Origin of the sequence: Limnohabitans sp. 2KL-51 (assembly GCF_003063645.1) — a bacterium.
GTDB lineage: Bacteria > Pseudomonadota > Gammaproteobacteria > Burkholderiales > Burkholderiaceae_C > Limnohabitans_A.
In genome coordinates this window covers 42,724-66,919 of record NZ_NESJ01000022.1, presented here as the reverse complement: position 1 = coordinate 66,919, position 24,196 = coordinate 42,724, and the positions used below count along the sequence as shown (strand labels likewise).

Genomic DNA, 24,196 nt, shown 5'->3' with positions numbered 1-24,196 from the left:
CCTTGCCCACGGTCTTGAAGCTGTGGCCTGAGGCCACGCTGATGCGGGTGGTGACTTGGTATTCGGCGCTGGGGAAGAACACCGCCATGAAGCGGCGCACCACCAGGTCATACAGCTTTTGCTCGGCTTCGGACAGGCCGCTGGGCGCTTGCAGCGTGGGAATGATGGCGAAGTGGTCCGAGACCTTTTTGTTGTCGAACACGCGCGGAATTTTGCGCACGTAGTTGTTGTTCAGCGCGGTGAGCGCATGCGGGGCCAGGTGGCGCATGCCGCTGTCGGCCAGCATCTCGAAGGTTTCTTTGGCCACGGGCACATAGTCTTCGGGCAGGTGGCGCGAGTCGGTACGCGGGTAAGTCAGGGCCTTGTGGCGCTCGTACAGGCTTTGGGCCAAGGCCAGTGTGGTCTTTGCCGAGAAGCCGAACTTACCGTTGGCCTCGCGCTGCAGACTGGTCAGGTCAAACAGGCCAGGGCTGGCTTGCGTGGTGGGCGTGGATTCTTCGGTCACGCTGGCGGTTTTGCCGCGAACCGCATCCACGATGGCCTGCGCCTCGGCAGCGGTCCATTTCCGGTCGGCTTTCTTTTCAGCGTCTTCTTCTTTGCGCCACTTGGGGTCGAACCATTTGCCTGGATAGGTGCCTGCGGCGGCAGCGAACTCGGCATGGATTTCCCAATAATCGCGGCTGATGAACTTGCGGATCTGCTCTTCGCGCTCGACCACCACGGCCAAGGTAGGTGTCTGTACTCGGCCCACGGTGGTCAAGAAGAAGCCGCCGTCGCGTGAGTTGAACGCGGTCATGGCGCGGGTGCCGTTGATGCCCACCAGCCAATCGGCTTCAGACCGGCTGCGGGCGGCATCGGCCAGGCCCTGCATCTGTGTGTTGGTGCGCAGGTTATCAAAACCGTCGCGGATGGCCTGGGGCGTCATCGACTGCAGCCACAGGCGTTGCACCGGCTTGTCCAGGTTCTTGGTGCCACCGGCGTACTGCTCGATCAAGCGGAAGATCAGTTCTCCCTCGCGGCCCGCGTCACAGGCGTTGATGAGGGCGTTCACGTCCTTGCGCTTGGCCTGCTTGACCACCGCGTTCAGACGGGTCTTGGTTTTGTCCACGGGCTTCAGGTCAAAGTGCGGCGGGATCACCGGCAAATTGGCAAAGCTCCACTTGCCACGTTTCACGTCGTATTGCTCGGGGGCCTGGATCTCCACCAGGTGCCCCACCGCGCTGGTCACGACGTATTTGTCGTTCTCGAAATGGTCATCGTGTTTCTCGAACTTGCCCGAGGTCGGGGTCAAGGCTTTGACGATGTCTTGAGCCACCGAAGGCTTCTCTGCAATTACCAGGGTTTTCATGTCATTACAATCCGTTGTCTCGCGTGTGCACACGCGCCCGGGCACGCGCTCACGCGCACGCCCACATGAATTCACCATAACAAATTTTTCACGCCGTGGCCAAAACATCTGTTTCCCCCTCCAGCCGCTCCACCGACAAACCTGCTGCGGTGGCTTCCGGCAAACGCATCCAGGTTCGCCGCTCCGGCGTCCATGGCAAAGGCGTTTTTGCCCTGCAAGACTTGGCCGAAGGCGAGACCCTGATTGAGTACGTGGGTGAGGTCATCAGCTGGGACGAGGCGCAAGACCGCCACCCGCACGACCCCAATGACCCGAACCACACCTTCTACTTTCATGTGAACGAAGACCGGGTGATCGATGCGCTGCACGGCGGCAACTCCTCGCGATGGATCAACCACAGCTGCGATCCCAACTGCGAAGCCGATGAAGACAACGACCGCATTTTCATCAAGGCCATTCGCAACATCAAAGCGGGCGAAGAGCTGAACTACGACTACGGACTCATCATCGACGAGCCCTACACCAAGAAGCTCAAGGCTGAATACCCTTGCTGGTGCGGCAGCGCCCATTGCCGGGGCACGCTGCTTTCGCCCAAAGAGCGCAAGGACACGCCCAAAACGCCAAGCCAGAAAAAGGCCAAGGCCAAAGAGAAAGCCAAAGACAAAGTTCAAACCAAGGCCAAGGGCAAGAACAAGTCCGATGCCAAGGCCAAAGACAAAAAGAAATCCTCCAAGGCGGCCAAACCCGCCAAGCCCGCAAAACCCGCCAAGGCGGACAAGACCCCTGGCCAGAAAAAATAGACGCTGCAGCTGCCTGCAAAGGCCTTGTTGGCCCCTCGCTGGCGTTCGGTGCGCATAACCGCCCCCACCACGATGCCCCATGATCCAGCCCACCGCTTGGCCCGCTGAAACGATTTGGGAGCAGGTGTACCCCCTGTTGCCCGACTTCACCGTCGAGGTGTTGCCCGAGATCGACTCGAGCAACAGTGAGCTCATGCGCCGGACCCGCGCTGGCCAGCACGAGCCGACCTTGTTGGTGGCCGAACGCCAAACCGCTGGGCGTGGCCGCATGGGCCGGGTCTGGCAAAGCCAGCCGGGCGACTCATTGACCTTTTCACTCAGCCTGCCGCTGTCGCCCCAAGACTGGTCTGGCCTGTCCTTGGCCGTGGGCCTGAGCCTGGCCGAAAGCCTGCACCCCGATGTGGGCCTGAAGTGGCCCAACGATTTGTGGTTTCAAGACCGCAAGCTCGGCGGTATCCTGGTCGAGGCCGCCAGCATGGGCGGCCGCAGCCAGGTGGTGGTGGGCGTGGGCCTGAATATTCGGCCGCGCGACGCACAGGGGCTGAACACACCGCCAGCGGCCCTCACCGAGTTGTTGCCCGAGCTGACCGCGCCTGCTTGCTTGGCGCGGCTAGCGTTGCCCCTGATTCAGACCTTGCTGGCTTTTGAAGTCAGCGGTTTTGCCCCTTTGCAAAGTCGTTTTGACGCCCGCGATGTGCTCAAGGGCCGACGTGTGCATGCCAGCGATGACCAGCAAGGCGTGGCGCTGGGGGTGGGCCCTGGGGGTACGTTACGATGGCAAACCGAACTCGGCGAGCAGGACATCCACAGCGCCGAGATCAGCGTACGACCCTTGACCTGACGGGACACTGCAAGATGTTGAAATTTTGGCTGGTGCTTTTGCTGCTGCTCAATGCCGCTGTGCTGGCGTGGCAATGGGACGCTTTTGCGCGCTGGGGGCATGGGCCCAACGCACAGCGCGAACCCGAGCGGCTGCAGCAACAAGTGCGTCCCGAAGCCCTGAAGTTCGAGGTCATGCCGCCTGCTTCAGTAACGGCCACTCCACCCGCCTTGCCAGACGCCAACGCCTTGCCCCCAGCCGCCGATGCCAGCGCCCCGGATGCCGCCAGCCCAGCGCCCGCGTTGTCCGCACCCACCGTGTCGGCCCCACAGGCTGCACCCCGATGATCTTTTTTTCCCGGAGATGAAACCATGAGTTTGAAGCTTTACTTTGCCCCAGGCGCCTGTTCATTTGTGCCCCATGTGTTGCTGGAGATGAGTAGTGCCGATTTCGAGCCCAGCATGGTCAAACTGCACAAGGGCGAACAAAACAGTGCCGAATACCAAGCCATCAACCCTCGCGCGCAGGTGCCCGTGCTGGTGAATGCAGGTCAGCCGATCACACAAATTCTGGCCATCGTGCTGCACCTTGATCAAATTTTTCCGAAGATGAACTTTTTACCCACCGACCCCATGGCACGGGCTCAGGCGCTGTCCACCCTGGCCTGGATGAACAACACGGTGCACCCGACCTTCACGCACATCTTCATGCCGCAAAAGTTCTCGGACCAGCCTGAGGTGCAGGCCGCCCTCAAGCCTTACAACACACAGCTCTTTCGCAGCATGCTGGGTGAGCTGCAAGGCCTGATTCAAGCCGCCGCCGGCAAAGGCCAGCCCTGGCTGAGCGGTGAGCGTTTGGGCCCACTCGATGCCTACAGCCTCACGCTCACCCGCTGGGGCACCATGGCGGGCATCGCACCTGAGGCGCATCCCGCCCTGTGGGAATTTGTTCAAAGGGTTGCTGCAGAGCCTGCTGTGACCCGCGTGATGGCGCGTGAGCGCTTGCAGCTGAACGTGGGCACACCCGCCTGAACCCAACCCATCGCGTTCACCCTCACAACGGTTAACGCAGGTCATCCTATTGACCCCGCCCGTAGATGGTTGAATGGCCCATGTTTTTGTTGGCCATGCAGATTTTTTTGTCTTTGTGGGAGCCCACCCCGTGGGCGATTGCATCCAAACCGCCAAAGCAAGCCATCACCCGCAGGGGTTGGCTCCTACAAAAAACCATCCATTGAATGTTGTTCAAGACTTTACAGGGCCGGATCAATAAAGCGCAAAGTAAAGCACGCACCGGGCAAGGTTTGGCCCGGGTGGGCCATGTCGATGCTGACCGTTGCACCGTGCTGCTGGGCAATGCCCTTAACGATGGGCAGACCCAGACCGGAGCCGTCCACGTTGGTGCCCAGGGCGCGGTAAAAGGGCTGGAACACCAAATCGCGCTCGGGCAAGGGTATGCCAGGCCCGTTGTCTTCGACCTGCATTACCAACGCCTTGCTGTAGGGGTCGACCAACACCCGCACCGTGATCACGCCTTGACGCTCGGGTGTGCTGGGCGTGTAGTGGATGGCGTTTTCCACCAGGTTGCGCACCATCTCCTTGAGCAGCGTGGGATTGCCCTGCACCTGTGCGCCCGGTGTCCCCACTGCAACCCCTTCGTAGCCCAGGTCCAGCCCCTTGTCCATGGCGCTTGCCAGACAGTCTTGCAGCACATCGCTGCTCAGGGCCGCCATGTCGCACGATTGCAAGGGCAAGTGGGTGACGCCGCCCTCTGCCCGGGCCAGCGACAACAATTGATTTACCGTGCGCGTGGCCTGCACGCTGGCGCGCCCAATTTGCTGCAGTGACTTTTTCAGGTCTTCTTCGCTAGAACCCGAGCGTTGCGCCAAATCGGCCTGCATGCGCAAACCAGCCAAGGGGGTTTTCAGTTGGTGAGCGGCATCGGCCAAAAAACGTTTTTGCGTGGAGATCGAGTCTTTTAGGCGCTCCAGCAAATCGTTGACAGAGACCACCAGAGGGGCCACCTCCATCGGCACCGCTTTGTCGTCCAGTGGGCTCAGATCGTCTGGTTTGCGCTCACGGATGCGTTCTTCCAGTTGTTTCAGGGGCTTGATGCCGTGCACCAGGGCAAGCCAGACCAAAAGCACCGCCAGCGGCAGCAAGGCAAACTGGGGCAACATCACGCCTTTGATGATTTCAGCGGCCAGCACCGAGCGTTTTTCGAGTGTCTCGGCCACTTGCACCAGGGCCGGTGGTGTGCCCTTGGCGTCCAGCCGGATCCAGGTGTAGGCCACGCGCACTTCCAGACCCCGGATTTCGTCGTCCCGAATGTGCACTTGGTAACTGGTGCCTTTGACCTGGTTGGGTTTGGGCAATGGCAGGTCGCGGTCGCCGCTCAGATGCTCGCCCCGGCCGCCCAGCACTTGGTAGTACACCAGATCGGTTTCGTCGGCGCGCAGCAGTTCGCTGGCCGGTTGCGGCAGGCTGAACTGCACCTGTTGATCGGGCCCCATGCGGACCTGTTGGGCCAGGGCTTGCACGTTGTAGACCAGGGCCCGGTCGAAGGGTTTGTTGGCCAGTCCTTGCGCCACCAACCAGGTCAGCGCCAGACTGATGGGCCACAGCAAGAGCAGCGGTGTCAGCATCCAGTCGAGGATTTCGCCAAACAGCGAGCGTTGCTCGCGCTTGAAGACCCGCATGTTCCAGCCCTTGGATTTCATGGTTTCAGGGCTTGATGCGTGCGGGAGCCCAGACCTTAGCCCGGGATTTTTTCGAGGCAGTAACCCAGACCGCGCACCGTGGCGATGCGGATCGGACCTTTTTCGATTTTCTTGCGCAAGCGATGGATGTACACCTCGATCGCATTGTTGCTGACCTCTTCGCCCCACTCGCACAGGCGCTCGACCAATTGGTCTTTGCTGACCAACCGGCCTGCGCGTTGCAGCAATACCTCCAGCAGGCCCAACTCACGGGCCGACAGCTCGACCATCTTGCCGTCGATGGTGGCCACGCGACCGGACTGGTCGTACACCAACGGGCCGTGTTTGATCTGCGAGGTGGCTCCACCCATGCCACGGCGGGTGAGCGCGCGCACACGGGCTTCAAGCTCGTGCAGGCTGAAGGGTTTGGCCATGTAATCGTCAGCCCCGTAGTCCAGGCCTTTGACGCGTTCTTCGACACTGTCGGCGGCGGTGAGGATCAAGACCGGCAGAGTCGAGCCGCGAGCGCGCAGCCGCTTGAGCACCTCGAGACCATGCATTTTGGGCAAGCCCAAGTCCAAAATCAGCAAATCGAATTCACTGTTGGTCATCATGGCTGCATCGGCTTCGCTGCCACTGGCTACGTGGTCCACTGCAGCGCCTGCGCTGCGCAAAGTGCGCAACAAACCGTCAGCAAGCACTTGATCGTCTTCGGCTATCAGAATGCGCATGGCTGTCTCCTGTTGTTGTGGCTGCCGGTGCGGCACCGTCTTTCGCAGCTGCCTGTGCCGACGGCTTCATTTTAGTGTCAGGTTTGTACCTTGCGCCCCGCTGAACGCGGTCTTCGCCTCAATGGGCATAGGCCTCTAGCCCCAGAGCCACCACGGTGGCGACATCTTTGCCCACCGCTTCGCGGAACTCAGCCTCGGTCTGGGCCACCGCGTCCTTGAAGGCTTGCAACCAAGCCAGGCCGACCGGCGTGAACACCACACGCCGGGCACGGGCGTCCAACGGGTCCGCTTCGCGCCGCACCAAGCCCCAGGCGTCGCACTGGTCCACCAAGTCCCCCATGGCCTGTTTGCTCATGCCCGCTGCACGGGCCAAGTCAGTCAGGCGCGAGCCTTCCAACGCCAGATGACGCGTGATGTGCACATGCGCGGCGCTGACTTGGTCACGCGCGGCCAAGTTGGCCAGCGCCAGTGGCACGCCCTCGTTGCCCGCCATCAGGTGCAGCACGCGTTCGTCAAAGCGCCGCATGGCGTGGCCCAGCAAGCGTCCCAGATGGGTTTCTCGCCAGCGGTCATCCTGCAAAAAGGGAGGGCTCAGGCGGTTTAAATCGGTGTTTTTTGGCATACCCAAATGATAAGGCAAACTGACCAAAAATACTGTTTACAGTTTTATACAGCTCGTTTACAGTACTGTTCACACATCCAGTAAACAGCACATCACTGCTGAGCCAGGTGCCCCAACCCATTGATATTCAAGGAGATTCCCATGAGCGACGACAACAGCGAAAAGTCCAAAGCCCTGCAAGCCGCCCTGGCCCAGATTGAAAAACAATTCGGCAAAGGCACCATCATGCGCCTGGGTGAAGGCGAAGTGATCGCTGACATTCAGGTGGTCTCGACCGGCTCTTTGGGCCTGGACATCGCATTAGGCGTGGGTGGTTTGCCCCGTGGCCGTGTGATCGAAATTTATGGCCCCGAGTCTTCCGGCAAAACCACCCTGACCCTGCAAGTTATCTCCGAAATGCAGCGCCTGGGCGGCACCTGCGCCTTTGTGGACGCTGAACACGCCTTGGACATTCAATATGCCCAAAACCTGGGCGTCAACTTGCAAGAGCTGCTGGTCAGCCAGCCCGACACCGGCGAACAAGCCCTTGAAATCGTGGACAGCCTGGTGCGTTCCGGCGCGGTCGACTTGGTCGTCATTGACTCGGTGGCTGCGCTCACGCCCAAGGCCGAAATCGAAGGCGACATGGGCGACAGCCTGCCCGGCCTGCAAGCCCGTTTGATGAGCCAGGCCCTGCGCAAGCTGACCGCTACCATCAAAAAAACCAACTGCACGGTCATCTTCATCAACCAGATCCGCATGAAGATCGGCGTCATGTTCGGCAGCCCCGAAACCACCACCGGCGGCAACGCGCTCAAGTTCTACGCTTCGGTTCGTCTGGACATCCGCCGCACCGGCACCATCAAAAAGGGCGACGATGCCATCGGCAACGAGACCAAAGTCAAAGTGGTCAAGAACAAAGTCGCCCCGCCCTTCAAGACGGCCGAGTTCGACATTCTGTTTGGTGAGGGCATCAGCCGCGAAGGTGAGGTGATTGACATGGGCGTCACCGCCAAAATCGTCGACAAGTCGGGCGCTTGGTACGCCTACCAAGGCGAAAAAATTGGCCAAGGCCGTGACAACGCCCGCGAGTTTTTACGCGAGAACCCGGCATTGGCCCGCGAAATCGAAAACAAGGTCCGCGAATCGCTGGGCATCCGGATGCTCGAATCGGCGATTGCCACACCCAAAGGCGAATGAAAGGCCATCGTCAGGAGACAAAGCTTGAACAAGCCCGGTTTCCAACCCTCGCTCAAAGGCCGCGCCCTGCGGCTTTTGAGCCAGCGCGAGCACTCCCGCACCGAACTGGAACGCAAACTGGCACAACACGAAGAGGTGCCCGGCGAACTGGCCAAAGCGCTCGATGACTTGCAAGCGAGAGACTTCATCAACGATGGGCGGGCGGTTGACTCACTGGTCAACCGCCGCGCGAGCAAGCTCGGCAGTGCCCGCATCAAACAAGAGTTGGCCCTCAAGGGTCTGTCAGGCGAGGCGGTGACCGAGGCGCTGGCGGGCCTGAAAGACACCGAGTTGAGCCGAGCCCAGGAAGTGTGGCGCAAGAAATTTGACAGCCTGCCGACGGACCCCCAGACCCGCGCCAAACACATGCGCTTTTTGCTCGCACGCGGCTTTAGTGCCGAGGTCGTGCGGCAGGTGGTTCAGGGCGTAGACGAGGCCGATTGAACAGCGGGCGCGCCAGCATTCGTCTGGACGTCAATCCAGCGCGGGTAATTGCAAGTGCACGACCGCTCCAGCGCTTGGGCTGTTTCCAATGCTCAAACTTCCGCCATGGAGTAGGGCAATCGATTTGGAAATGGACAAGCCTACCCCCAGGCCATCGGGTTTGGTGCTGAAAAACGCGCTGCCCACCCGTTCACTTGTTTCGGGCGGCAGGCCAGGGCCGTTGTCTGTGAAGCTGATGTGTGCCGTGTTCTCTTCTCGCCAAACCTGAATATGCAGTTGGCGTTGGGCTTGGCCGTGGGTGGCCTGAATGGCGTTGCGTATGACGTTCAAGAATATTTGTGACAGCTGCACGGTGTCGGCACGCACGGCCAGAGTTTGCGGGGGCAGAGACACCTGGATGTCGACCGACTCGTTGTAGGCCAAGTCGCGGATCAAAGCGTTCACATCCGCGATGGCTTGAGCGATTTCAATGCGTTCCAACTCGATGTCCTTGGACCTTATGAAGCTGCGGATGCGCCCCAGGATATTGCCCGCACTTTGGGCGTTGCGGTTCAGGTCAGCGAAATACATGTCGAGCGAAGAGTCGCTGCGTATTTTCAGCTCCAACTCCAGTCGATCGGAAATCAGGTAAATGTTGGTCAGGGGTTGGCTCAGTTCGTGGGCCAAAGACGCTGCAATCTCACCGACACTGCGGCGGCGGTCGAGTTGGGCGATTTGATCGCTCAGTCGAGCCATCTCTTCCTGGCGCGCCTGTATTTTGACCGACTCCAGGGCTTTGCGGTTCATGCGTTCAATGAACATGCCCAAGAAGCCGACGTTGCTCACGACGGCGCTCGTCACACCTAAAAAAATCAGTAACACCGACACAGGGTCTTGCGTCATTGCCGTGGGCGTGCCGTGAGTGAGCACAACCACCGGCACGCGCAAAGCCAAAAGCACGCCAATGGCCATGTAAAAAACAAAAATCCACTGTGAGCCGATGCTGCGATCGCGCAAGTGAATGGTTCTGGCCAGCCAGGCCAACCACATGAAAGCCGCCGATGCAACAAAGGAGGCCCATAAAAACCGCAGGTCGGCGTTGTTCAGGATGGCGTGAAAAAAAACATAGACGGCCATGAAAAGCACAGACCCCAGCAACACCCAGACCAGACGCACTGGGCGGTGCAGTTCAATGCGCAAGGCAGCCGATCGCAGCAGGGGGCCCAGCAGCAGCAGCCAGATGGCTGTGTAGTAGGTCAGGGCCTCGGGCAATTGATTGCGCAAACCCAGCAACACCAGGCTCAGCCCGAAGGCCATGCCGCCCAGGCACCACAGCGTGTTGCTGGCCACGCCTTGCTTGCGCAGCATCTGCCACACGGTCAAGGGCATGATCAGATACAAAACGCCTGCAATGACATAAGCTGTGGGAAGGTGCAGTGCGTTCATGCGTTTTGATTCGTCTTTGTTTGTGGCGTGCAATGGGCGATCAGCTGGACGCCACAAAGCTCCCCGATTTGCCGCCATGCTTTTCCAGCAACTTCACATCGGTGATGGTCATGCCCCGGTCCACGGCTTTGCACATGTCGTAAATGGTGAGCAGCGCCACTTGCACGGCGGTGAGGGCTTCCATTTCAACGCCTGTTTGGCCGTTCACTTCGGCGGTGGCGGTGCACACCACACGGCATGAGGCCGACAAGACTTCAAACTCGACCGCGACCCGCGTCAGACCAATGGGGTGACACAAGGGAATCAGGTCGCTGGTTTTTTTGGCGCCTTGAATGCCCGCGATGCGGGCAATGCCCAGCACATCGCCTTTTTTGGCCGTGCCCGACTCAATCAGTGCCAAGGTGGAAGCCAGCATCACGATGCTGCCGGTGGCCACCGCCACACGCCGCGTGCTGGCCTTGTGGCCGACATCCACCATGTGGGCTTGGCCTTGGGCATCGAAGTGGGTCAGGGCGTCGTTAGAGGAGCTCATGGCAAGACGGGCAAAAAGGGTTTACAGAAAATTGACAAGATGCGGGCATCATACGGGGCTAGAGAAGGGCTGGAGCCGCTTTGAAACACATATTCCGACACCATTTTTTACCATTTGTGGTTGCCGCTGCACTGGTCAACCCCGCAGCGCGCGCTCAAACCACAGGTTTGCCGGGGCTGGGCGACGGCGAGGGCATCTCGCTGGGGGCGGAGCGGCAGCTGGGTGACCGCATCGCCCGCGAACTCTACCGCGACCCCGATTACCTGGAAGACCCCGTGCTCGATGAGTACATCCAGCTGTTGTGGGCCCCGCTGATCCGGGCTGCGGCGGCTCGGGGAGAGTTGTCGCCCGAGTTGCAAGAGCGTTTTGCTTGGCGCATTTTGTTGGGGCGAGACCGCTCGGTCAATGCCTTTGCCTTGCCGGGCGGCTACCTCGGGGTGCACCTGGGCCTGATCGCGGTGGTGGGCTCGCACGATGAGCTGGCCTCGGTGCTGGCACACGAATTGAGCCACGTCAGCCAGCGCCACATTGCGCGCGGCATGAGTGAACAGGCCCGCTCTACGCCCTTGCTGATTGGGGCCATGATTTTGGGCGCCTTGGCCGCCAGCAAAAACCCGCAAAGCGCCCAGGCCTTGATCGTGGGCGGTCAGGCTGCGGCCATTCAGTCGCAGCTGAGCTATTCGCGCGACATGGAGCGCGAGGCCGATCGCGTGGGTTACGGCATCCTCGTCGATGCGGGCTACGACCCCCGGGGTTTTGTGGGCATGTTTGGCAAGCTGCAACAAGCTGCGGGCCTGAACGACAACGGCGCTTTCCCCTACCTGCGCAGCCACCCTTTGACCAGCGAGCGCATCGCTGACATGCAGGCCCGCCAGCAGCTGAACACGCCCGCCGCTGTACCCGCCCCCGACATGGCCCAAGCCCTGATGTCGGCGCGGGCGCGGGTCTTGTCGCAAAACACCCCTGACGCGCTCAAGGCGTGGACCCAGGAGGCCGAGCAGCCCTCGCCACAGGAAGGCCCTGCCCAACGGGCGGGCAAGCTCTATGCCGGCACGCTGGCCTATTTGCAGCAAAGAAACATCGCCGCTGCCGAGCGCAGTCTGCAGGCGCTGCGGGAATTGGTGAAAAAGTCAGTACCCACAGACTTGTCAAGCCTTCAGACCTCTGCCTCACCCCTGGCGCTGTCGGCGGGGCGCTGGCTGAGCTTGCTGTCGTCCGAAGTGGCCATGAAGCAAGACCGCTTTGAAGCCGCGCTGCAGCACTTGCTGCCCGGTGGTGCGCTGCCCGAACTGGCGCGCCCAGAGCTGATGGCTGCTGCGCAAGCCGTGCAGCGCATGCCCCAGCATGCGTTGCTGGCGGACATCACCGGGCAACTTCGTCAGCGGGTGTTTGTCGCCCCCCACGATGCCCAAGCCTGGAACCTATTGGCCAGTTTGCTGTTCACGCAAGGGCAGAACCTGGCTGGCTTGCGTGCCGAGGCCGAGGCCCAAGTCGCCCGGCTCGATTGGGAAGGCGCGCTCGATCGCTTTCGGGCAGCGCAGGAGTTGGCCAAGCGCAGTCAGCTGAAAGCTGCAGACCACATCGAAGCCTCGATCGTGGACACCCGTTTGCGAGAAGTCCAAGCGCGTTGGCGTCAAGTGCAAGCGCAATTTCCAACCTCCCGCTGAGCCCAGCGTTTTGGATCACCCTGAACGTGGCACGGGTGATGGCTTCAGGGGCTATGATCGCCGCTCCCTGCACAAGACACACCATGGCCGGAATCCACATCACCGACATTGAAGCCGCCATCAACCACTGGCGCATCAAAAACCCCTCACCCGATGGGGTGTCGCTGCCGCCTGAGTTGCGCGCGCTGGCCGAGGTCTATGGGCTGATGGTGTATTCGAAGCAGGACCTGGCCGACGAATTCAGCCTGCCCCTGGCAGCGGCCGAGGCCTGGCAGGACTGGTACGCCACCACCCCCGACACGCCCTGCATCGCCATTTGCTCCACCAGCCAGGGCGACGAAACCTGCAAAGGCTGTGGCCGGAGCTTTGAAGAGGTGCAGTTGTGGACCGAAATGACCCCGGGTGAAAAACGTGGCATCTGGCACCGCATTACCATGGAGGGCAACTCTTGGCGCTTTAACCGCTATGCCGAACGCGCCGCCGAAAACCGGCGCTGGGCCAAGGCTGCGGCAGATGCGCAGGTGCCGCTGGACCTCAAGCCCTGACCGGGCTTAAACCACCGCGCCCGAGTTTTCGTCGCTCGGGTCGTTGTCTTTCTTGATCGGCTTGATCAGGTCTTCGCGCTGGATGCCCAACCACATCGCAATGGCAGCGGCCACAAAGACCGACGAGTAAATGCCAAAGCAAATACCAATCGTCAGCGCCATGGCGAAGTAGTGCAGTGTTTCGCCGCCAAAAAACAACATCGACAACACCATGATCTGGGTCGAGCCGTGGGTGATGATGGTGCGGCTGATGGTGGAGGTGATCGCGTTGTCGATGATCTCGACCGTGTTCATCTTGCGGTAACGGCGGAAGTTCTCGCGGATCCGGTCAAAAATCACTACCGATTCGTTGACCGAGTAGCCCAGCACCGCCAACACCGCCGCCAGCACCGCCAGCGAAAACTCCCACTGGAAGAAGGCAAAAAAGCCCAGGATGATGATCACGTCATGCAAGTTGGCGATGATGGCCGAAACGGCGAACTTCCACTCGAATCGGATGGCCAAATACAGCATGATGCCGCCCACCACAAAGGCCAGTGCTTTGAGGCCATCTTCGACCAACTCGTCACCCACTTGCGGGCCCACAAACTCGGTGCGGCGCAGCGTGACATCAGGGTCATTGGCTTTGAGCGCCGACAAAACTTTCTCGCTTTGCTGGGCCGAGCTCACGCCTTTTTGCGCGGGCAAACGGATCAACACTTCGCGTGCCGAACCGAAGTTTTGCACCTGCACTTCTGAAAAGCCGAGCGTAGCCACCGTGCCACGCACCTTCTGCAGGTCAGCGGGCTGGCTGTAGCTCACTTCCATCAAAGTGCCACCTGTGAACTCCACCGACAGGTGCAGGCCCCGGCTGAACAGGAAAAATACCGCCAGAGCGAAGGTGATGAAGGACACCGCGTTCAGCACCAGCGCGTGGCGCATGAACGGGATGTCTTTTCTGATTTTGAACAATTCCATGGTCTTTTCCCCTTAGTCGGCTTTCACCGCAGTGCCAGCCTCGGGCCGCCAGACGGTGCCGATCGACACCGATTTGAGTTTCTTTTGGCCGCCATACCAAAGATTGACCAGGCCACGCGAGAAAAGCACAGCCGAAAACATGCTGGTCAAAATGCCGATGCAGTGCACCACCGCAAAGCCGCGCACCGGGCCAGAGCCAAAAGCCAAAAGGGCTACACCCGCGATCAGCGTGGTGATGTTGGAGTCAAAAATCGTGGCCCAGGCGCGGTCGTATCCTGCATGGATGGCCGCTTGCGGGCTGGCCCCGTTGCGCAGCTCTTCCCGCACACGCTCGTTGATCAGCACGTTCGAGTCGATCGCCATGCCCAAAGCCAGCGCCATCGCGGCCATGCCGGGCAGGGTCAGCGTGGCTTGCAGCATCGACAAAATAGCCACCAGAAGCAGCAAATTGACCCCCAACGCGACGCCGGAGAACAGGCCAAACATGGCGTAATAAATCGCCATAAAGGCCACGATCACCACAAATCCCCAGATCACGCTGTTGAAACCTTTGGCGATGTTTTCGGCACCCAGGCTCGGGCCAATGGTGCGCTCTTCGATGATCTCCATCGGTGCGGCCAATGAACCTGCGCGCAGCAGCAGCGCCGTGTCGGTGGCCTCTGCCGTGGTCATGCGGCCCGAAATCTGCACGCGACCGCCGCCAATCTCGGCGCGGATCACAGGGGCCGTGACCACTTCGCCCTTGCCCTTTTCAAACAAGATGATGGCCATGCGCTTGCCCACGCTTTCGCGCGTCACATCCTTGAAGATGCGGGCGCCCTTGGCGTCCAGCGTCAGGTTGACCACGGGTTCCTGCGTCTGGCTGTCAAAGCCAGGCTGGGCATCGGTCAGGTTGTCACCCGTGAGGACCACTTGCTTTTTGACGATCAAGGGGCGACCGTCTTTCTCCAGATAACGCTCGGTGCCAAAGGGCACCAGGCCGCCGGCTTGCTCAGCGGCACGCGCTTCGGTGCTTTCGTCGACCATGCGAACCTCAAGAGTCGCAGTGCGGCCCAGAATGTCTTTCGCCTTGGCCGTGTCCTGCACGCCGGGCAACTGCACCACGATGCGGTCCAGACCCTGCTGCTGAATCACCGGCTCGGCCACGCCCAGCTCGTTGATCCGGTTGTGCAGTGTGGTGATGTTTTGCTTGAGTGCCTGCTCTTGCACTTTGCGAGCGGCTTCGGACTTGATGCTCACCACCAGGCTGAGTTCGGTGCCATTGCTCACTTCCCGCGTTTGCAGATCGGCAAACTGGTCGGTGATCAGGCGCTTGGCGGCTTCTTGTTGTTGCGCATCGCGCACGCGGATTTCGATGTTCTGGCCATTGCGGGCAATGCCGCCATGGCGAATGTCTTTCTCGCGCATCATGCTGCGCAAGTCCCCGGTCAGCGATTCGATCCGCTGGGTCAGCGCGGCCTGCATGTCCACCTGCAGCATGAAATGCACACCACCGCGCAAATCCAGACCCAGGTACATGGGCGAGGCATGCAAGGCGGTCAGCCAAGCAGGGGAGCGCGAGACCAAGTTCAGGGCGACCACGAATTTGGGGTCAGCCGCGTCCGGAATCAAGGCCTTCTGAATCGCGTCCTTGGCCTTGAGCTGCTGGTCGGTGTTCTCAAACCGGGCACGGATCGACGTGCCTTCGAGCACCACGCTTTGGGGTGTGGTGCCTGCTGTCTTGAGCGCGTCTTCGACCTTTTGCAGCGTGGACGTGTCCACCTTGATGGTCGCCTTGGCTGAGGACACCTGAACCGCAGGGGCCTCACCAAAGAAATTGGGAAGGGTGTAGACCACCCCCAAGAGCAATGCGACGACCAGGATCACGTACTTCCAGACCGGATAACGGTTCATAAAGACTCGCGTAAAGAATATAAAAAGGGGGCCTTGATCACCAAGACCCCGCAGACAAAACCCGTAAGAATTACTTCATCGTGCCTTTGGGTAACACTTGCACCACGGCGCTGCGCTGCATCTGCACTTCCACGCCGGTCGCCAGCTCGACGCCCACATAAGCGTCGCCCAACTTGCTGACCTTGCCCAAAAAGCCACCGGCGGTCACGACTTCGTCGCCCTTGGCCAACGCGTCGATCATGGCGCGGTGCTCTTTTTGCTTCTTCATCTGGGGGCGAATCATCACGAAATACAGCACCACAAACATCAGCAGCAGTGGCAGCATGCTCATCAGGGTGGATTGCATGTCGCCTCCAGAGGCGGCGGCGGGAGCGGTTTGGGCAAAAGCAGAAGAAATGAACATGGGAACTCCACTGAAAGTCAAATTCGGGTTGTGCGGGTGACGCTTGGGCGTCCTGCGGGCGAAGCCGCCATTGTATGCGGCGCTATGATCACTTCCAAAAGCCCCGTCTGCACAGGGTCAGGCCCTCAAGTTGCCCCCTCAAGTGCCCGCCAGCCCCCCCCAAGGAGACCGCCATGCCAGCTGAACACAACCACCCACACGGCCATGACCATGACCACGAGCACAGCACCCTGGGCGAGATGGATCTGCGGGTGCGCGCTCTGGAAACCCTGTTGACGCAAAAAGGCTACCTGGACCCCGCCGCTGTGGACCGCATCATCGAAACCTATGAGGTGCATGTGGGCCCGCACAACGGCGCCAAAGTCGTGGCCCGCGCCTGGGCAGAGCCGGACTTCCGGGACTGGTTGCTGAAAGACGCCACCGCCGCCATCGCCTCCATGGACTACACCGGCCGCCAAGGCGAGCACATGGTGGCCGTGCCCAACACCCCCGACACGCACAACATGGTGGTCTGCACCCTGTGCAGCTGCTACCCCTGGCCCGTTTTGGGCCTGCCCCCGGTTTGGTACAAAAGCGCCGCTTACCGCTCGCGCACCGTGATAGAGCCGCGTGCCGTGCTGGCCGATTTTGGCGTCACCCTGCCCGAGGGTCAAAACATCCGCGTCTGGGACTCCACTGCCGAAGTGCGTTATTTGGTGCTGCCCGAAAGACCCGCAGGCACCGAAGGCTGGAGCCAAGAACAACTGGCGACCCTGGTCACCCGCGACGCGATGATCGGCACCGGCTTGGCCCTGAACCCACAGTTCAATTCCAAGGAGGTCGCATGAACGGCGTGCACGACATGGGCGGCCTGCAAGGCTATGGCCCGGTGCCCATCGAAGCCAACGAACCGCTGTTTCACGGCGATTGGGAGCGCCGCGCTTTAGGCGTGACGGTGGCCATGGGCGCCAGTGGCCTGTGGAACATTGACCTGGCTCGCTCGGCCCGCGAATCTTTGCCCCCGCTGGACTATGTGCAAGGCCCTTACTACGCCATTTGGCTTAAGGCGCTCCAAAACCTGCTGATCGAACGCGGCCTCATCACGGCTGAGGAGTTGGCCCAGGGCCAACCCATCACACCTCCGGTGGCCGGTGTGCGCGTGCTGCAAGCCGCCCAAGTGGACGCGGCGCTGGCCAAAGGCAGCCCCACCGATCGGCCCAGCACCCAAGTCCCGCGCTTTGCTGTGGGCCAACGCGTGCGCGCCCTCAACCTCAACCCCCAAGGCCACACCCGTTTGCCCCGCTATGTGCGTGGCCATGTGGGCACCGTGGTGCTGCACCACGGCAACCACGTTTTGCCCGACCAGCATGTGAACCAGATGCTGCCGCCTTTTGATGGCCCGGCCGAGCACCTCTACACCGTGGTGTTTGATGGCACCGAGCTGTGGGGGCCGCAAGCCGAAGCCGGGCACCAAGTGAGCGTGGACGCCTGGGAGTCTTATCTGGAAGCGCTCCCATCTTGATTGCCGCCCCCATGAACACCGCCATCCACGACCTGAACGACCTGGCCCGCGCCTGCGGCGACGGCTTTCCCATGCCCGCTACGGCCAACAACGGCGCCGTGTTTGAAGAACCTTGGCAAGCCCACGCCTTTGCCATGACCTTGCAGTTGCACGAAAAAGGCGTCTTCACCTGGCCCGAATGGGCCACCGCCCTGACCCACGAAATCCGTGCTGGCCAAACGCGCGGCGAAGCCAGCGACGGCAGCCTTTACTACACCCACTGGCTCAACGCACTGGAGCAACTGGTGATCGAGCGCCAACTGGGCACGCCCGATGAAATCCACGATTTGGAACACGCCTGGGCCGACGCCGCCGAACGCACGCCTCATGGCCAGCCCATCGTGCTGGATGTCGCAGAAAGAGGCGCCGTTTGAACCTGCGTTTGTGGGCCATGCTGGCCTTGTTGGTCAGCCTGGTGTCCTTGGCGGTCGGCACCTCGTTTGCCAAAAGCCTGTTTCCTGCTTTGGGCGCTGAGGGCACCACCGCTTACCGCATCATTTTTGCCATGCTGATGCTGATGGCCGTGTTCCGGCCCTGGCGGCGCAAGTGGGTGTGGGCCGATGCGCTGCCCCTGGGCCTCTACGGCGTCACGCTGGGCGTGATGAACCTGCTGTTTTACAGCGCCATCAAGACCATCCCCTTTGGCGTGGCGATCACCATCGAGTTCATTGGCCCGCTGAGCGTGGCCGTCTGGACCTCTAAAAAAGCCAGCGACTGGCTCTGGGTGACACTGGCCATCGCGGGCCTGGCGCTGCTGCTGCCTTTGCCCGGGGGCGATGCAGCCACAGCGCTTGACCCCTTGGGCATGTTTTTCGCCTTCGCGGCGGGCGTTTGTTGGGCGCTTTACATCGTGTTTGGTCAGCGCGTGGCGCTGCGCTACGGGGCCATGGCCACGCCCATGGGCATGCTGGCGGCGGCTTTGGTGGTGGCCCCAGTGGGTATTTTTCATGCGGGTACCGCCTTGCTCGACCCCCGCTTGTTGGTTGCGGGGCTGGCGGTGGCCTTGCTGTCAAGCGCCATCCCCTACGCGCTCGAGATGTTTTCGCTCAACCACCTGCCCAAAAACACCTTCAGCATTTTGCTCAGCCTGGAGCCTGCCGTGGGTGCGCTGGCGGGATGGCTGGTGCTGTCCGAGCACCTGACGCTGCTGCAAGGGCTGGCCATTGCGCTGGTGATGGCCGCCTCCATGGGCACGGCCTGGTCGGCGGGTCAGGACAGGCGGGTCACACCCGGCAGCGGGCAGGCATAAATGGCGTTGCGCACGGCGGCAATGGCTTCGTAGCGGGTGTAGCTACGCCGCCAGGCCAGCACCACACGGCGCGTGGGTGGCTTGCCGCCCGCCGGGTCGACGATGGGCAAATAGCGCACGGGCGATTCGTGTCGCCCGCCCGAGCGCTTGTGCACCGGCTTGAGGTCGGGCACCGACATGCGCGGCACCAGCGTCACGCCCATGCCTGCGGCCACCATGTGCTTGATGGTCTCCAGCGACGAACCTTCAAACGTCTTGCGAATGCCATCGGTCTGGCTGGCGTAGCGCGCAAATTCGGGGCACACCTCCAGCACATGGTCGCGAAAGCAATGCCCTGCGCCCAGCAGCAGCATGGTCTCGTTTTTGAGCTGATCGGGGGTGATGAAAGCCTCTTTGGCCAGCGGGTGGTTCAGCGGCAGGGCGGCCATGAAGGTCTCGTCGTACAGCGGCGCAATCGCCAGGCCCGACTCGGGGAAAGGCTCGGCCAGGATGGCGCAATCGAGCTCGCCCGTGCGCAGCATTTCCAGCAGGCGCACGGTGAAGTTCTCTTGCAGCATCAGCGGCATTTGCGGCAGGTCGGTGATGATCTGGCGCACCAGATCGGGCAGCAAATACGGCCCGATGGTGTAGATGACGCCCAGCCGCATCGTGCCCAACAGTGGGTCTTTGCCGCGCTTGGCGATTTCCTTGATCTCGGCGGCCTGCTCCAGCACGCTTTGCGCCTGGCGCACGATCTCTTCGCCCAAAGCGGTGACGGACACTTCACTGGCGCTGCGTTCAAAAATCTTCATGTCCAGCTCTTCTTCGAGCTTTTTGATGGCCAGCGACAGCGTGGGCTGAGACACAAAGCAGGCCTCGGCGGCTTTGCCAAAATGCTTTTCTCGGGCCACGGCCACGATGTATTTGAGTTCGGTCAGGGTCATGGTTTGTATTTGAACATCAAGCCTTGAGGTATTCGGATTTTCCGCCCAGCCAACGGCCTATGTGGCGCTCGGCCAAGCCTGCGTGTCGGTCCAGCATCAAGGGGGCCAGCGCCCGCGCCCAGTCCAACAAATGCCCATCGGTCTCCAGGTCGGCAAAGCGCAGCAAAGGCGCACCCGACTGCCGCGCCCCCAAAAATTCACCTGGCCCCCGAATCTCCAAATCGCGCCTAGCGATTTCAAAGCCGTCATTCGTCTCCACCATGGCCCGCAAGCGCTCGCGTGCGGTCTCGCTCAGGCGTCCGCCCTCGGGCGTGCCGTACAGCAACACACAGGCCGACGCCGCCGCACCCCGGCCCACCCGGCCACGCAACTGGTGCAGCTGGCTCAGGCCAAAGCGCTCGGCATGCTCGATCACCATCAGCGAGGCATTGGGCACATCCACCCCCACCTCGATCACCGTGGTGCTGACCAGCACACCCATCACGCCTGCGGTGAAGAGCTCCATCACTGCCTTTTTCTCAGCCACAGGCATGCGCGAGTGCAGCAGGCCCACCATCACGCCTGGCAAGGCCTCGCTCAGGTCGGCGTGGGTCTCGGTGGCGTTGGTCAGGTCCAGCGCTTCGCTTTCTTCAATCAAGGGGCAGACCCAATACACCTGCCGCCCTTCTTGCAACTGCGCCCCAATGCGTGACACCACTTCGTGGCGGCGGTGGTCAGACACCACGCGGGTCACGATGGGCGTGCGCCCGGGTGGTAGCTCGTCAATCACCGACACATCCAGATCCGCGTAATAGCTCATGGCCAGCGTGCGCGGAATCGGCGTGGCCGTCATCATCAGCATGTGCGGCTCCATGCCCTCTGCCTGCATCTTGCCGCGCAAGGCCAGGCGCTGGGCCACACCAAAACGGTGCTGCTCGTCAATGACCGCCAGCCCCAAGCACTTGAACTTGACGTGCTCTTGAATCACCGCATGCGTGCCCACCACCAACGCCGCTTCGCCCGACTCGATCAAGGCCAACATGGTGGCGCGCTCTTTTTTCTTTTGGCTGCCAATCAGCCAAGCCACCTTCACGCCCAAAGGCTCGAGCCAACCCACCAGCTTGGCAAAGTGCTGGGTCGCCAAAATCTCGGTGGGGGCCATCAGGGCGCATTGCCAGCCTGCCTCAACGGCGACCATGGCCGCCAAAGCGGCCACCACCGTTTTGCCTGCGCCCACATCACCTTGTAGCAAACGGTGCATGGGCACGTTGCGGGTCAAGTCTTTGGCGATCTCGCGGCCCACGCGCTGCTGCGCATTCGTCAAGGCGAAGGGCAAAGCGGCCAACAGCTGGCCATGCAAACCTTGGTCCTTGAGCTGCAAGGCTGGGGCGCGCAACAAATCGCGCTCGCGCTTGGCCGTGAGTTGCGACAACTGCTGTGCCAACAACTCCTCGCACTTCAGGCGAACCCAAGCCGGGTGGCTGCGGTCCTCCAAAGCGGCCAGCGACACATCGGGCGTGGGGTGGTGCAAAAACTGCAGCGCATCGCGCAGCGACCAGGCCCCACGCGGGTCGGGCCAAGCAATGCCCGGGGGCAGGGTCTCGCTCAAGTCGGCATGGTTCAAACCGATGATCACGGCGCGGCGCAAATACGCCTGCGCCAAGCCCGCCACGGTCGGGTACACCGGTGTCAGCGCCTCGGCCAGGTTGCCACCCGCCGCCTTGAACGTCGGGTGCATCATGGTCAGCCCCATGAAGCCGCCCTTGACCTCGCCCCGCGCCCGAATGCGGTTGCCCACCGCCAGCGCCTTCTGGTGCGAGGGGTAAAAGCTGAAAAACCGCATCACGCAGGTGTCCGATCCGTCATCCACCGTCACCAGCAGCTGCCTGCGTGGGCGCTGGGTGATCTCGCACGCCGTGACCGTGGCCTCGATCTGCGCGGTATCACCCTCACGCGCATCGCGCAGCTTGACGATGCGCGTCTCGTCCTCGTAACGCAGCGGCAGGTGCAGCGCCAGATCAATGTCGCGCTTGAGGCCGAGCTTGATCAGCGCCTTTTGCGGAGCGCTGAGCGTTTTGGCGGCAGGCGAGTGGGCTTTGTCGGGCATGGCCTGATTGTGCCGTGTGTGACCCGGTTTGACACCTGCTCCTGGCGGGGGGAGTTTCTATATTTAAAGACCATGAAAATCCCTCATCACATGATCGATTTTCATGGTCAATGTTAATTTGGTGGCAACACCAAGCAAGGCTTGCGCGATCACTTGCAGGGCATTGCTGCCAAAGTGAGCACTGTCCAAAGAGTCCGGCATGGTTAGTTCGGTTGGCTGAAAAGGCCGCCATTTGGTGGTTTTCAGGATTGCGGACGGTCAAGCCATCGACCAACTGGCTAGACCTGCTCACTCTGAAAATGAACCCCCTTCAAGAGCACTTTGCCTTGTCTCCCGGCTTGTGCCGAGTGGGTAATCGCTGCATGGATGTCGCTCAATTCATAAACTTTTTCCACGCTCATGCGCAGCACGTTTTGCGCGGCCAATGCCATCAAGGCGGGGTAAACGGTCTTGGCCTTTTGGCGGTTGTCGGGGTTGCTGAACCAGTTGGCCAGCCAGAAGCCTTGGACATGGATATTCCGAAAAATCAGGTCGTGCGCAGAGATGCTGCAGGGCTCACCGCTCAGCAGGCCATAGTGAACCAAGCGGCCTTGTGGGCTCAAGCTGGCGGCCAATGCCTGAGAGGCTTTGCCACCAATCGCGTCCAGGCCCAGCACGACGGGTTCGCCCTGGGTGATTTGGCGCACGCTGTGCTGGAGTGCATCAGGGTCTTGGCCGTCATCGACCAACCAGTGACCGCCTTCGTCCGACGCCACCGCCTCAGGCCTGCGCACCACATTGATCAGCTGGATGCCCAAGTGAGATGCCAGCTGCCGAGTGCATTGGCCCACGGCTGAATTGGCGGCATTTTGAATGACCCATTGACCGGGCTGGATGCTGACTTGATGCTGCAGGAGCACCCAAGCCGTTGCCGGGTTGGCGACGAGCATGGCTTGCTGCAGCACAGGGGCATCGGATGGCACCGGGACCAGTGAGCGCCTTTGCACCACCAGTTCATCGGACCAGACACCGAATACGCCAATGGGCAGCACCCGTTCACCCGTTTTCAAGTCCGCAACTTCGTTCCCTGTTTCCAGCACGACTGCCACCCCCTCATGTCCCGGCACATAGGGCAGCTCGGGTTGATGGCCATACTGCTGATTCATTTGCAGCAGGTCTGCCGGGAGAATATTCATGACCAACATGCCAATGCGGACTTCCGTTGGCGCAAGGGGCGCGCGATCATTCTCGCGAATCCGAATGCGCTCTGCCAGCGGTCTGCCCGGCGATGTGCTGATGACCTCAACGGCACGGGGCAGGGGTGTTTCTGGCGAAGGGTGACGCATGGTTTGAGGGTTTTCTATCGGGTTTTAGAGTCGATGCTGCAGCGGTAAGAGGTTGCCAAGGCGGCTTCAGGGCTTGAGGGGCGCTGGTGGCTCTGCAATCGTTCGCTTTCCGCTGACCACATCGTCCATCAGGGGTTGTGCCGTGGGGTCGACCATACAGTCGCAAAAAAGGGTGCGTTCTGCTGCCATGCCTTCATCGTGGCTCCAGCGTGGTGCGTTCCTGACCAGTTTTTTGATGTTGGCACAGGCTCTGAAGGGGACGGCCTCTATTTGGCCTGCAAGTCGCATGGCTTCTGCCATCACGTCATCGGTGCACGATGAGACCAATCCCGCCGAAAGCAGCTCTTGGGGGCTGAAAACCTTGGCGGTCAGCAGATTGAAAAGTGCGGGGCCTGTCCCGATCAGCGAGGCCATGGCCTGTGTGCCACCAGCGCCAGGCAGCAAGCCCAAATTCAGCTCGGGCAGTCCCAGTTGGTGGTTGCCGTTTTGTGCCAGTCGAATGTCGCACCCCAGTGCCAGTTCAAAGCCACCGCCCATGGTGGTCCCGTTGAGGGCTGCAATGAAAATCAAGGGGCTGTTTTCGATGCGCTCAATGCAGTGGTGAATGACGCTTTTCGGGACAGGGCGCTCCATTGAAAACGATTTGCCGCGTTCAAGCATGGCCTTGGATCGTTTTTGAAGGATGGCCACGTCGTAATGCCGAACGAACATGCCGGGCTCTGCGCCTGTGATCACCACCACGCGCCCATCTTTCCAATTCTCCAGCGTGTCCAGCGCTTGCATCAGTTCGGACTCCATCGCCTCGTCCATGCAACCGTGAGGTGGGTTGAAAAGACGAACGACGGCAGTGGTGCCTTGTCGGGTCAAGGACAGGCGTGAGCCTGTCCAGTCTGCTTGAGAGGTTTGCATGCGGGTGCTCCAGTCGGTTTCAACGGTGATTCAAAAAGTCTTGGCAAGGGGGCTGATGGCG

At 61.0% G+C, this 24,196-nt stretch carries 26 protein-coding genes; 12 read left to right on the top strand and 14 right to left on the bottom strand.

Translation table 11 applies throughout. The annotated features are described in order from the left end of the window. A partial coding sequence (locus B9Z49_RS18845; protein WP_233254713.1) for a DNA topoisomerase occupies window positions 1-1,348 on the bottom strand: 1,348 nt, incomplete at its 3' end. Between the two features lie 95 nt (window positions 1,349-1,443). Between B9Z49_RS18845 and B9Z49_RS18840 the strand changes: the two genes are divergently transcribed. The 4 genes from B9Z49_RS18840 (at window position 1,444) to B9Z49_RS18825 (ending at window position 3,999) form a co-directional block, all read left to right on the top strand. Further along, complete coding sequence (locus B9Z49_RS18840) at window positions 1,444-2,148, top strand: SET domain-containing protein (RefSeq protein WP_108354982.1); 705 nt, start codon at window positions 1,444-1,446, stop codon at window positions 2,146-2,148. Window positions 2,149-2,227: 79 nt separating this feature from the next. Continuing rightward, window positions 2,228-2,989, top strand: coding sequence for a biotin--[acetyl-CoA-carboxylase] ligase (locus tag B9Z49_RS18835; RefSeq protein ID WP_108354981.1), 762 nt, complete (start codon window positions 2,228-2,230; stop codon window positions 2,987-2,989). A gap of 14 nt (window positions 2,990-3,003) precedes the next feature. Beyond that, window positions 3,004-3,315 carry a hypothetical protein gene (locus B9Z49_RS18830; protein WP_108354980.1) on the top strand — a complete coding sequence of 104 codons (312 nt, stop codon included), beginning with the start codon at window positions 3,004-3,006 and terminating at the stop codon, window positions 3,313-3,315. Window positions 3,316-3,339: 24 nt separating this feature from the next. Next, window positions 3,340-3,999 (top strand): glutathione S-transferase family protein, encoded by a 660-nt coding sequence (locus tag B9Z49_RS18825; RefSeq protein ID WP_108354979.1) that lies wholly within the window; start codon window positions 3,340-3,342, stop codon window positions 3,997-3,999. A gap of 221 nt (window positions 4,000-4,220) precedes the next feature. On the opposite strand, the gene B9Z49_RS18820 is transcribed toward B9Z49_RS18825, so the two are convergent. From B9Z49_RS18820 to B9Z49_RS18810, 3 genes are all read right to left on the bottom strand, one after another. Further along, on the bottom strand, window positions 4,221-5,666 hold the full coding sequence (locus B9Z49_RS18820; RefSeq protein ID WP_108354988.1) for a sensor histidine kinase: 1,446 nt from the start codon (window positions 5,664-5,666) through the stop codon (window positions 4,221-4,223). 56 nt (window positions 5,667-5,722) lie between these two features. Further along, a complete protein-coding gene (locus B9Z49_RS18815) occupies window positions 5,723-6,397 on the bottom strand; it encodes a response regulator transcription factor (RefSeq protein ID WP_108354978.1) in 675 nt (224 codons plus the stop codon). A 118-nt stretch (window positions 6,398-6,515) separates the two neighbouring features. Continuing rightward, window positions 6,516-7,019 (bottom strand): MarR family winged helix-turn-helix transcriptional regulator, encoded by a 504-nt coding sequence (locus B9Z49_RS18810; protein ID WP_108354977.1) that lies wholly within the window; start codon window positions 7,017-7,019, stop codon window positions 6,516-6,518. Between the two features lie 141 nt (window positions 7,020-7,160). Here B9Z49_RS18810 and recA point away from each other — a divergent pair, with 141 nt between their 5' ends. Both recA and recX read left to right on the top strand, forming a co-directional pair. Next, a complete protein-coding gene (gene recA, locus B9Z49_RS18805; RefSeq protein ID WP_108354976.1) occupies window positions 7,161-8,198 on the top strand; it encodes a recombinase RecA in 1,038 nt (345 codons plus the stop codon). A 24-nt stretch (window positions 8,199-8,222) separates the two neighbouring features. Beyond that, on the top strand, window positions 8,223-8,681 hold the full coding sequence (gene recX / locus B9Z49_RS18800; RefSeq protein WP_108354975.1) for a recombination regulator RecX: 459 nt from the start codon (window positions 8,223-8,225) through the stop codon (window positions 8,679-8,681). Between the two features lie 30 nt (window positions 8,682-8,711). On the opposite strand, the gene B9Z49_RS18795 is transcribed toward recX, so the two are convergent. Together B9Z49_RS18795 and moaC are read right to left on the bottom strand one after the other, a co-directional pair. Continuing rightward, window positions 8,712-10,106, bottom strand: a complete 1,395-nt coding sequence (locus B9Z49_RS18795) for a sensor histidine kinase (RefSeq protein ID WP_158273544.1) — start codon at window positions 10,104-10,106, stop codon at window positions 8,712-8,714. A 40-nt stretch (window positions 10,107-10,146) separates the two neighbouring features. After that, window positions 10,147-10,638, bottom strand: a complete 492-nt coding sequence (gene moaC / locus B9Z49_RS18790) for a cyclic pyranopterin monophosphate synthase MoaC (RefSeq protein ID WP_108354973.1) — start codon at window positions 10,636-10,638, stop codon at window positions 10,147-10,149. 80 nt (window positions 10,639-10,718) lie between these two features. Between moaC and B9Z49_RS18785 the strand changes: the two genes are divergently transcribed. Both B9Z49_RS18785 and B9Z49_RS18780 read left to right on the top strand, forming a co-directional pair. Next, window positions 10,719-12,305 (top strand): M48 family metalloprotease, encoded by a 1,587-nt coding sequence (locus tag B9Z49_RS18785; RefSeq protein WP_369913782.1) that lies wholly within the window; start codon window positions 10,719-10,721, stop codon window positions 12,303-12,305. A gap of 83 nt (window positions 12,306-12,388) precedes the next feature. Next, on the top strand, window positions 12,389-12,850 hold the full coding sequence (locus B9Z49_RS18780) for a DUF3717 domain-containing protein (RefSeq protein ID WP_108354972.1): 462 nt from the start codon (window positions 12,389-12,391) through the stop codon (window positions 12,848-12,850). Between the two features lie 6 nt (window positions 12,851-12,856). Here B9Z49_RS18780 and secF read toward each other — a convergent pair whose 3' ends face one another. The 3 genes from secF to yajC all read right to left on the bottom strand — a co-directional run bounded on the left by secF (window position 12,857) and on the right by yajC (window position 16,103). After that, window positions 12,857-13,807: a protein translocase subunit SecF gene (secF, locus tag B9Z49_RS18775; RefSeq protein WP_108354971.1), complete on the bottom strand. Its 951-nt coding sequence runs from the start codon at window positions 13,805-13,807 to the stop codon at window positions 12,857-12,859. Between the two features lie 12 nt (window positions 13,808-13,819). Continuing rightward, on the bottom strand, window positions 13,820-15,700 hold the full coding sequence (gene secD / locus B9Z49_RS18770) for a protein translocase subunit SecD (RefSeq protein ID WP_108354970.1): 1,881 nt from the start codon (window positions 15,698-15,700) through the stop codon (window positions 13,820-13,822). A gap of 70 nt (window positions 15,701-15,770) precedes the next feature. Further along, the gene (gene yajC, locus B9Z49_RS18765) at window positions 15,771-16,103 is read right to left on the bottom strand and encodes a preprotein translocase subunit YajC (RefSeq protein ID WP_108354969.1); all 333 of its coding nucleotides are present in this window, start codon (window positions 16,101-16,103) and stop codon (window positions 15,771-15,773) included. A gap of 173 nt (window positions 16,104-16,276) precedes the next feature. Here yajC and nthA point away from each other — a divergent pair, with 173 nt between their 5' ends. Genes nthA through B9Z49_RS18745 form a run of 4 tightly spaced genes read left to right on the top strand, consistent with a single transcriptional unit; the run spans window position 16,277 to window position 18,892 of the window. Further along, window positions 16,277-16,930, top strand: coding sequence for a nitrile hydratase subunit alpha (nthA, locus tag B9Z49_RS18760; protein WP_108354968.1), 654 nt, complete (start codon window positions 16,277-16,279; stop codon window positions 16,928-16,930). Then, window positions 16,927-17,604, top strand: coding sequence for a nitrile hydratase subunit beta (gene nthB, locus B9Z49_RS18755; RefSeq protein WP_108354967.1), 678 nt, complete (start codon window positions 16,927-16,929; stop codon window positions 17,602-17,604). Before nthA ends, nthB begins: the two co-directional genes overlap by 4 nt. An 11-nt stretch (window positions 17,605-17,615) precedes the next feature. Beyond that, window positions 17,616-18,017 (top strand): nitrile hydratase accessory protein, encoded by a 402-nt coding sequence (locus B9Z49_RS18750; protein ID WP_233254712.1) that lies wholly within the window; start codon window positions 17,616-17,618, stop codon window positions 18,015-18,017. A 17-nt stretch (window positions 18,018-18,034) separates the two neighbouring features. Further along, window positions 18,035-18,892, top strand: coding sequence for a DMT family transporter (locus B9Z49_RS18745; protein ID WP_108354966.1), 858 nt, complete (start codon window positions 18,035-18,037; stop codon window positions 18,890-18,892). Here B9Z49_RS18745 and B9Z49_RS18740 read toward each other — a convergent pair. The 5 genes from B9Z49_RS18740 to B9Z49_RS18725 form a co-directional block, all read right to left on the bottom strand. Continuing rightward, entirely contained in the window at window positions 18,853-19,815 is a 963-nt protein-coding gene (locus B9Z49_RS18740) for a hydrogen peroxide-inducible genes activator (RefSeq protein ID WP_108354965.1), read from the bottom strand. The genes B9Z49_RS18745 and B9Z49_RS18740 overlap by 40 nt on opposite strands. Window positions 19,816-19,831: 16 nt before the next feature. Next, on the bottom strand, window positions 19,832-21,901 hold the full coding sequence (recG, locus tag B9Z49_RS18735) for an ATP-dependent DNA helicase RecG (protein ID WP_108354964.1): 2,070 nt from the start codon (window positions 21,899-21,901) through the stop codon (window positions 19,832-19,834). Window positions 21,902-21,964: 63 nt separating this feature from the next. Next, window positions 21,965-22,102 carry a hypothetical protein gene (locus tag B9Z49_RS21855; protein WP_158273543.1) on the bottom strand — a complete coding sequence of 46 codons (138 nt, stop codon included), beginning with the start codon at window positions 22,100-22,102 and terminating at the stop codon, window positions 21,965-21,967. 77 nt (window positions 22,103-22,179) lie between these two features. Beyond that, entirely contained in the window at window positions 22,180-23,226 is a 1,047-nt protein-coding gene (locus tag B9Z49_RS18730; RefSeq protein ID WP_108354963.1) for a zinc-dependent alcohol dehydrogenase family protein, read from the bottom strand. A gap of 66 nt (window positions 23,227-23,292) precedes the next feature. Continuing rightward, entirely contained in the window at window positions 23,293-24,135 is an 843-nt protein-coding gene (locus tag B9Z49_RS18725) for an enoyl-CoA hydratase/isomerase family protein (RefSeq protein WP_108354962.1), read from the bottom strand. Window positions 24,136-24,196: the final 61 nt, after the last annotated feature.

What these genes read in the sequence shown, in the direction of transcription:
- recG (WP_108354964.1), bottom strand. Translation starts at nt 21,901, where the DNA reads ATGCCCGACAAAGCCCACTCGCCTGCCGCCAAAACGCTCAGCGCTCCG.
- B9Z49_RS18835 (WP_108354981.1), top strand. Translation starts at nt 2,228, where the DNA reads ATGATCCAGCCCACCGCTTGGCCCGCTGAAACGATTTGGGAGCAGGTG.
- secD (WP_108354970.1), bottom strand. Translation starts at nt 15,700, where the DNA reads ATGAACCGTTATCCGGTCTGGAAGTACGTGATCCTGGTCGTCGCATTG.
- B9Z49_RS18815 (WP_108354978.1), bottom strand. Translation starts at nt 6,397, where the DNA reads ATGCGCATTCTGATAGCCGAAGACGATCAAGTGCTTGCTGACGGTTTG.
- B9Z49_RS18830 (WP_108354980.1), top strand. Translation starts at nt 3,004, where the DNA reads ATGTTGAAATTTTGGCTGGTGCTTTTGCTGCTGCTCAATGCCGCTGTG.
- B9Z49_RS18745 (WP_108354966.1), top strand. Translation starts at nt 18,035, where the DNA reads ATGCTGGCCTTGTTGGTCAGCCTGGTGTCCTTGGCGGTCGGCACCTCG.
- B9Z49_RS18820 (WP_108354988.1), bottom strand. Translation starts at nt 5,666, where the DNA reads ATGCGGGTCTTCAAGCGCGAGCAACGCTCGCTGTTTGGCGAAATCCTC.
- B9Z49_RS18725 (WP_108354962.1), bottom strand. Translation starts at nt 24,135, where the DNA reads ATGCAAACCTCTCAAGCAGACTGGACAGGCTCACGCCTGTCCTTGACC.
- secF (WP_108354971.1), bottom strand. Translation starts at nt 13,807, where the DNA reads ATGGAATTGTTCAAAATCAGAAAAGACATCCCGTTCATGCGCCACGCG.
- B9Z49_RS18810 (WP_108354977.1), bottom strand. Translation starts at nt 7,019, where the DNA reads ATGCCAAAAAACACCGATTTAAACCGCCTGAGCCCTCCCTTTTTGCAG.
- B9Z49_RS18780 (WP_108354972.1), top strand. Translation starts at nt 12,389, where the DNA reads ATGGCCGGAATCCACATCACCGACATTGAAGCCGCCATCAACCACTGG.
- B9Z49_RS18825 (WP_108354979.1), top strand. Translation starts at nt 3,340, where the DNA reads ATGAGTTTGAAGCTTTACTTTGCCCCAGGCGCCTGTTCATTTGTGCCC.
- B9Z49_RS18740 (WP_108354965.1), bottom strand. Translation starts at nt 19,815, where the DNA reads ATGACCCTGACCGAACTCAAATACATCGTGGCCGTGGCCCGAGAAAAG.
- B9Z49_RS18795 (WP_158273544.1), bottom strand. Translation starts at nt 10,106, where the DNA reads ATGAACGCACTGCACCTTCCCACAGCTTATGTCATTGCAGGCGTTTTG.
- B9Z49_RS18750 (WP_233254712.1), top strand. Translation starts at nt 17,616, where the DNA reads ATGAACACCGCCATCCACGACCTGAACGACCTGGCCCGCGCCTGCGGC.
- yajC (WP_108354969.1), bottom strand. Translation starts at nt 16,103, where the DNA reads ATGTTCATTTCTTCTGCTTTTGCCCAAACCGCTCCCGCCGCCGCCTCT.
- moaC (WP_108354973.1), bottom strand. Translation starts at nt 10,638, where the DNA reads ATGAGCTCCTCTAACGACGCCCTGACCCACTTCGATGCCCAAGGCCAA.
- nthA (WP_108354968.1), top strand. Translation starts at nt 16,277, where the DNA reads ATGCCAGCTGAACACAACCACCCACACGGCCATGACCATGACCACGAG.
- recA (WP_108354976.1), top strand. Translation starts at nt 7,161, where the DNA reads ATGAGCGACGACAACAGCGAAAAGTCCAAAGCCCTGCAAGCCGCCCTG.
- nthB (WP_108354967.1), top strand. Translation starts at nt 16,927, where the DNA reads ATGAACGGCGTGCACGACATGGGCGGCCTGCAAGGCTATGGCCCGGTG.
- B9Z49_RS21855 (WP_158273543.1), bottom strand. Translation starts at nt 22,102, where the DNA reads ATGCCGGACTCTTTGGACAGTGCTCACTTTGGCAGCAATGCCCTGCAA.
- B9Z49_RS18730 (WP_108354963.1), bottom strand. Translation starts at nt 23,226, where the DNA reads ATGCGTCACCCTTCGCCAGAAACACCCCTGCCCCGTGCCGTTGAGGTC.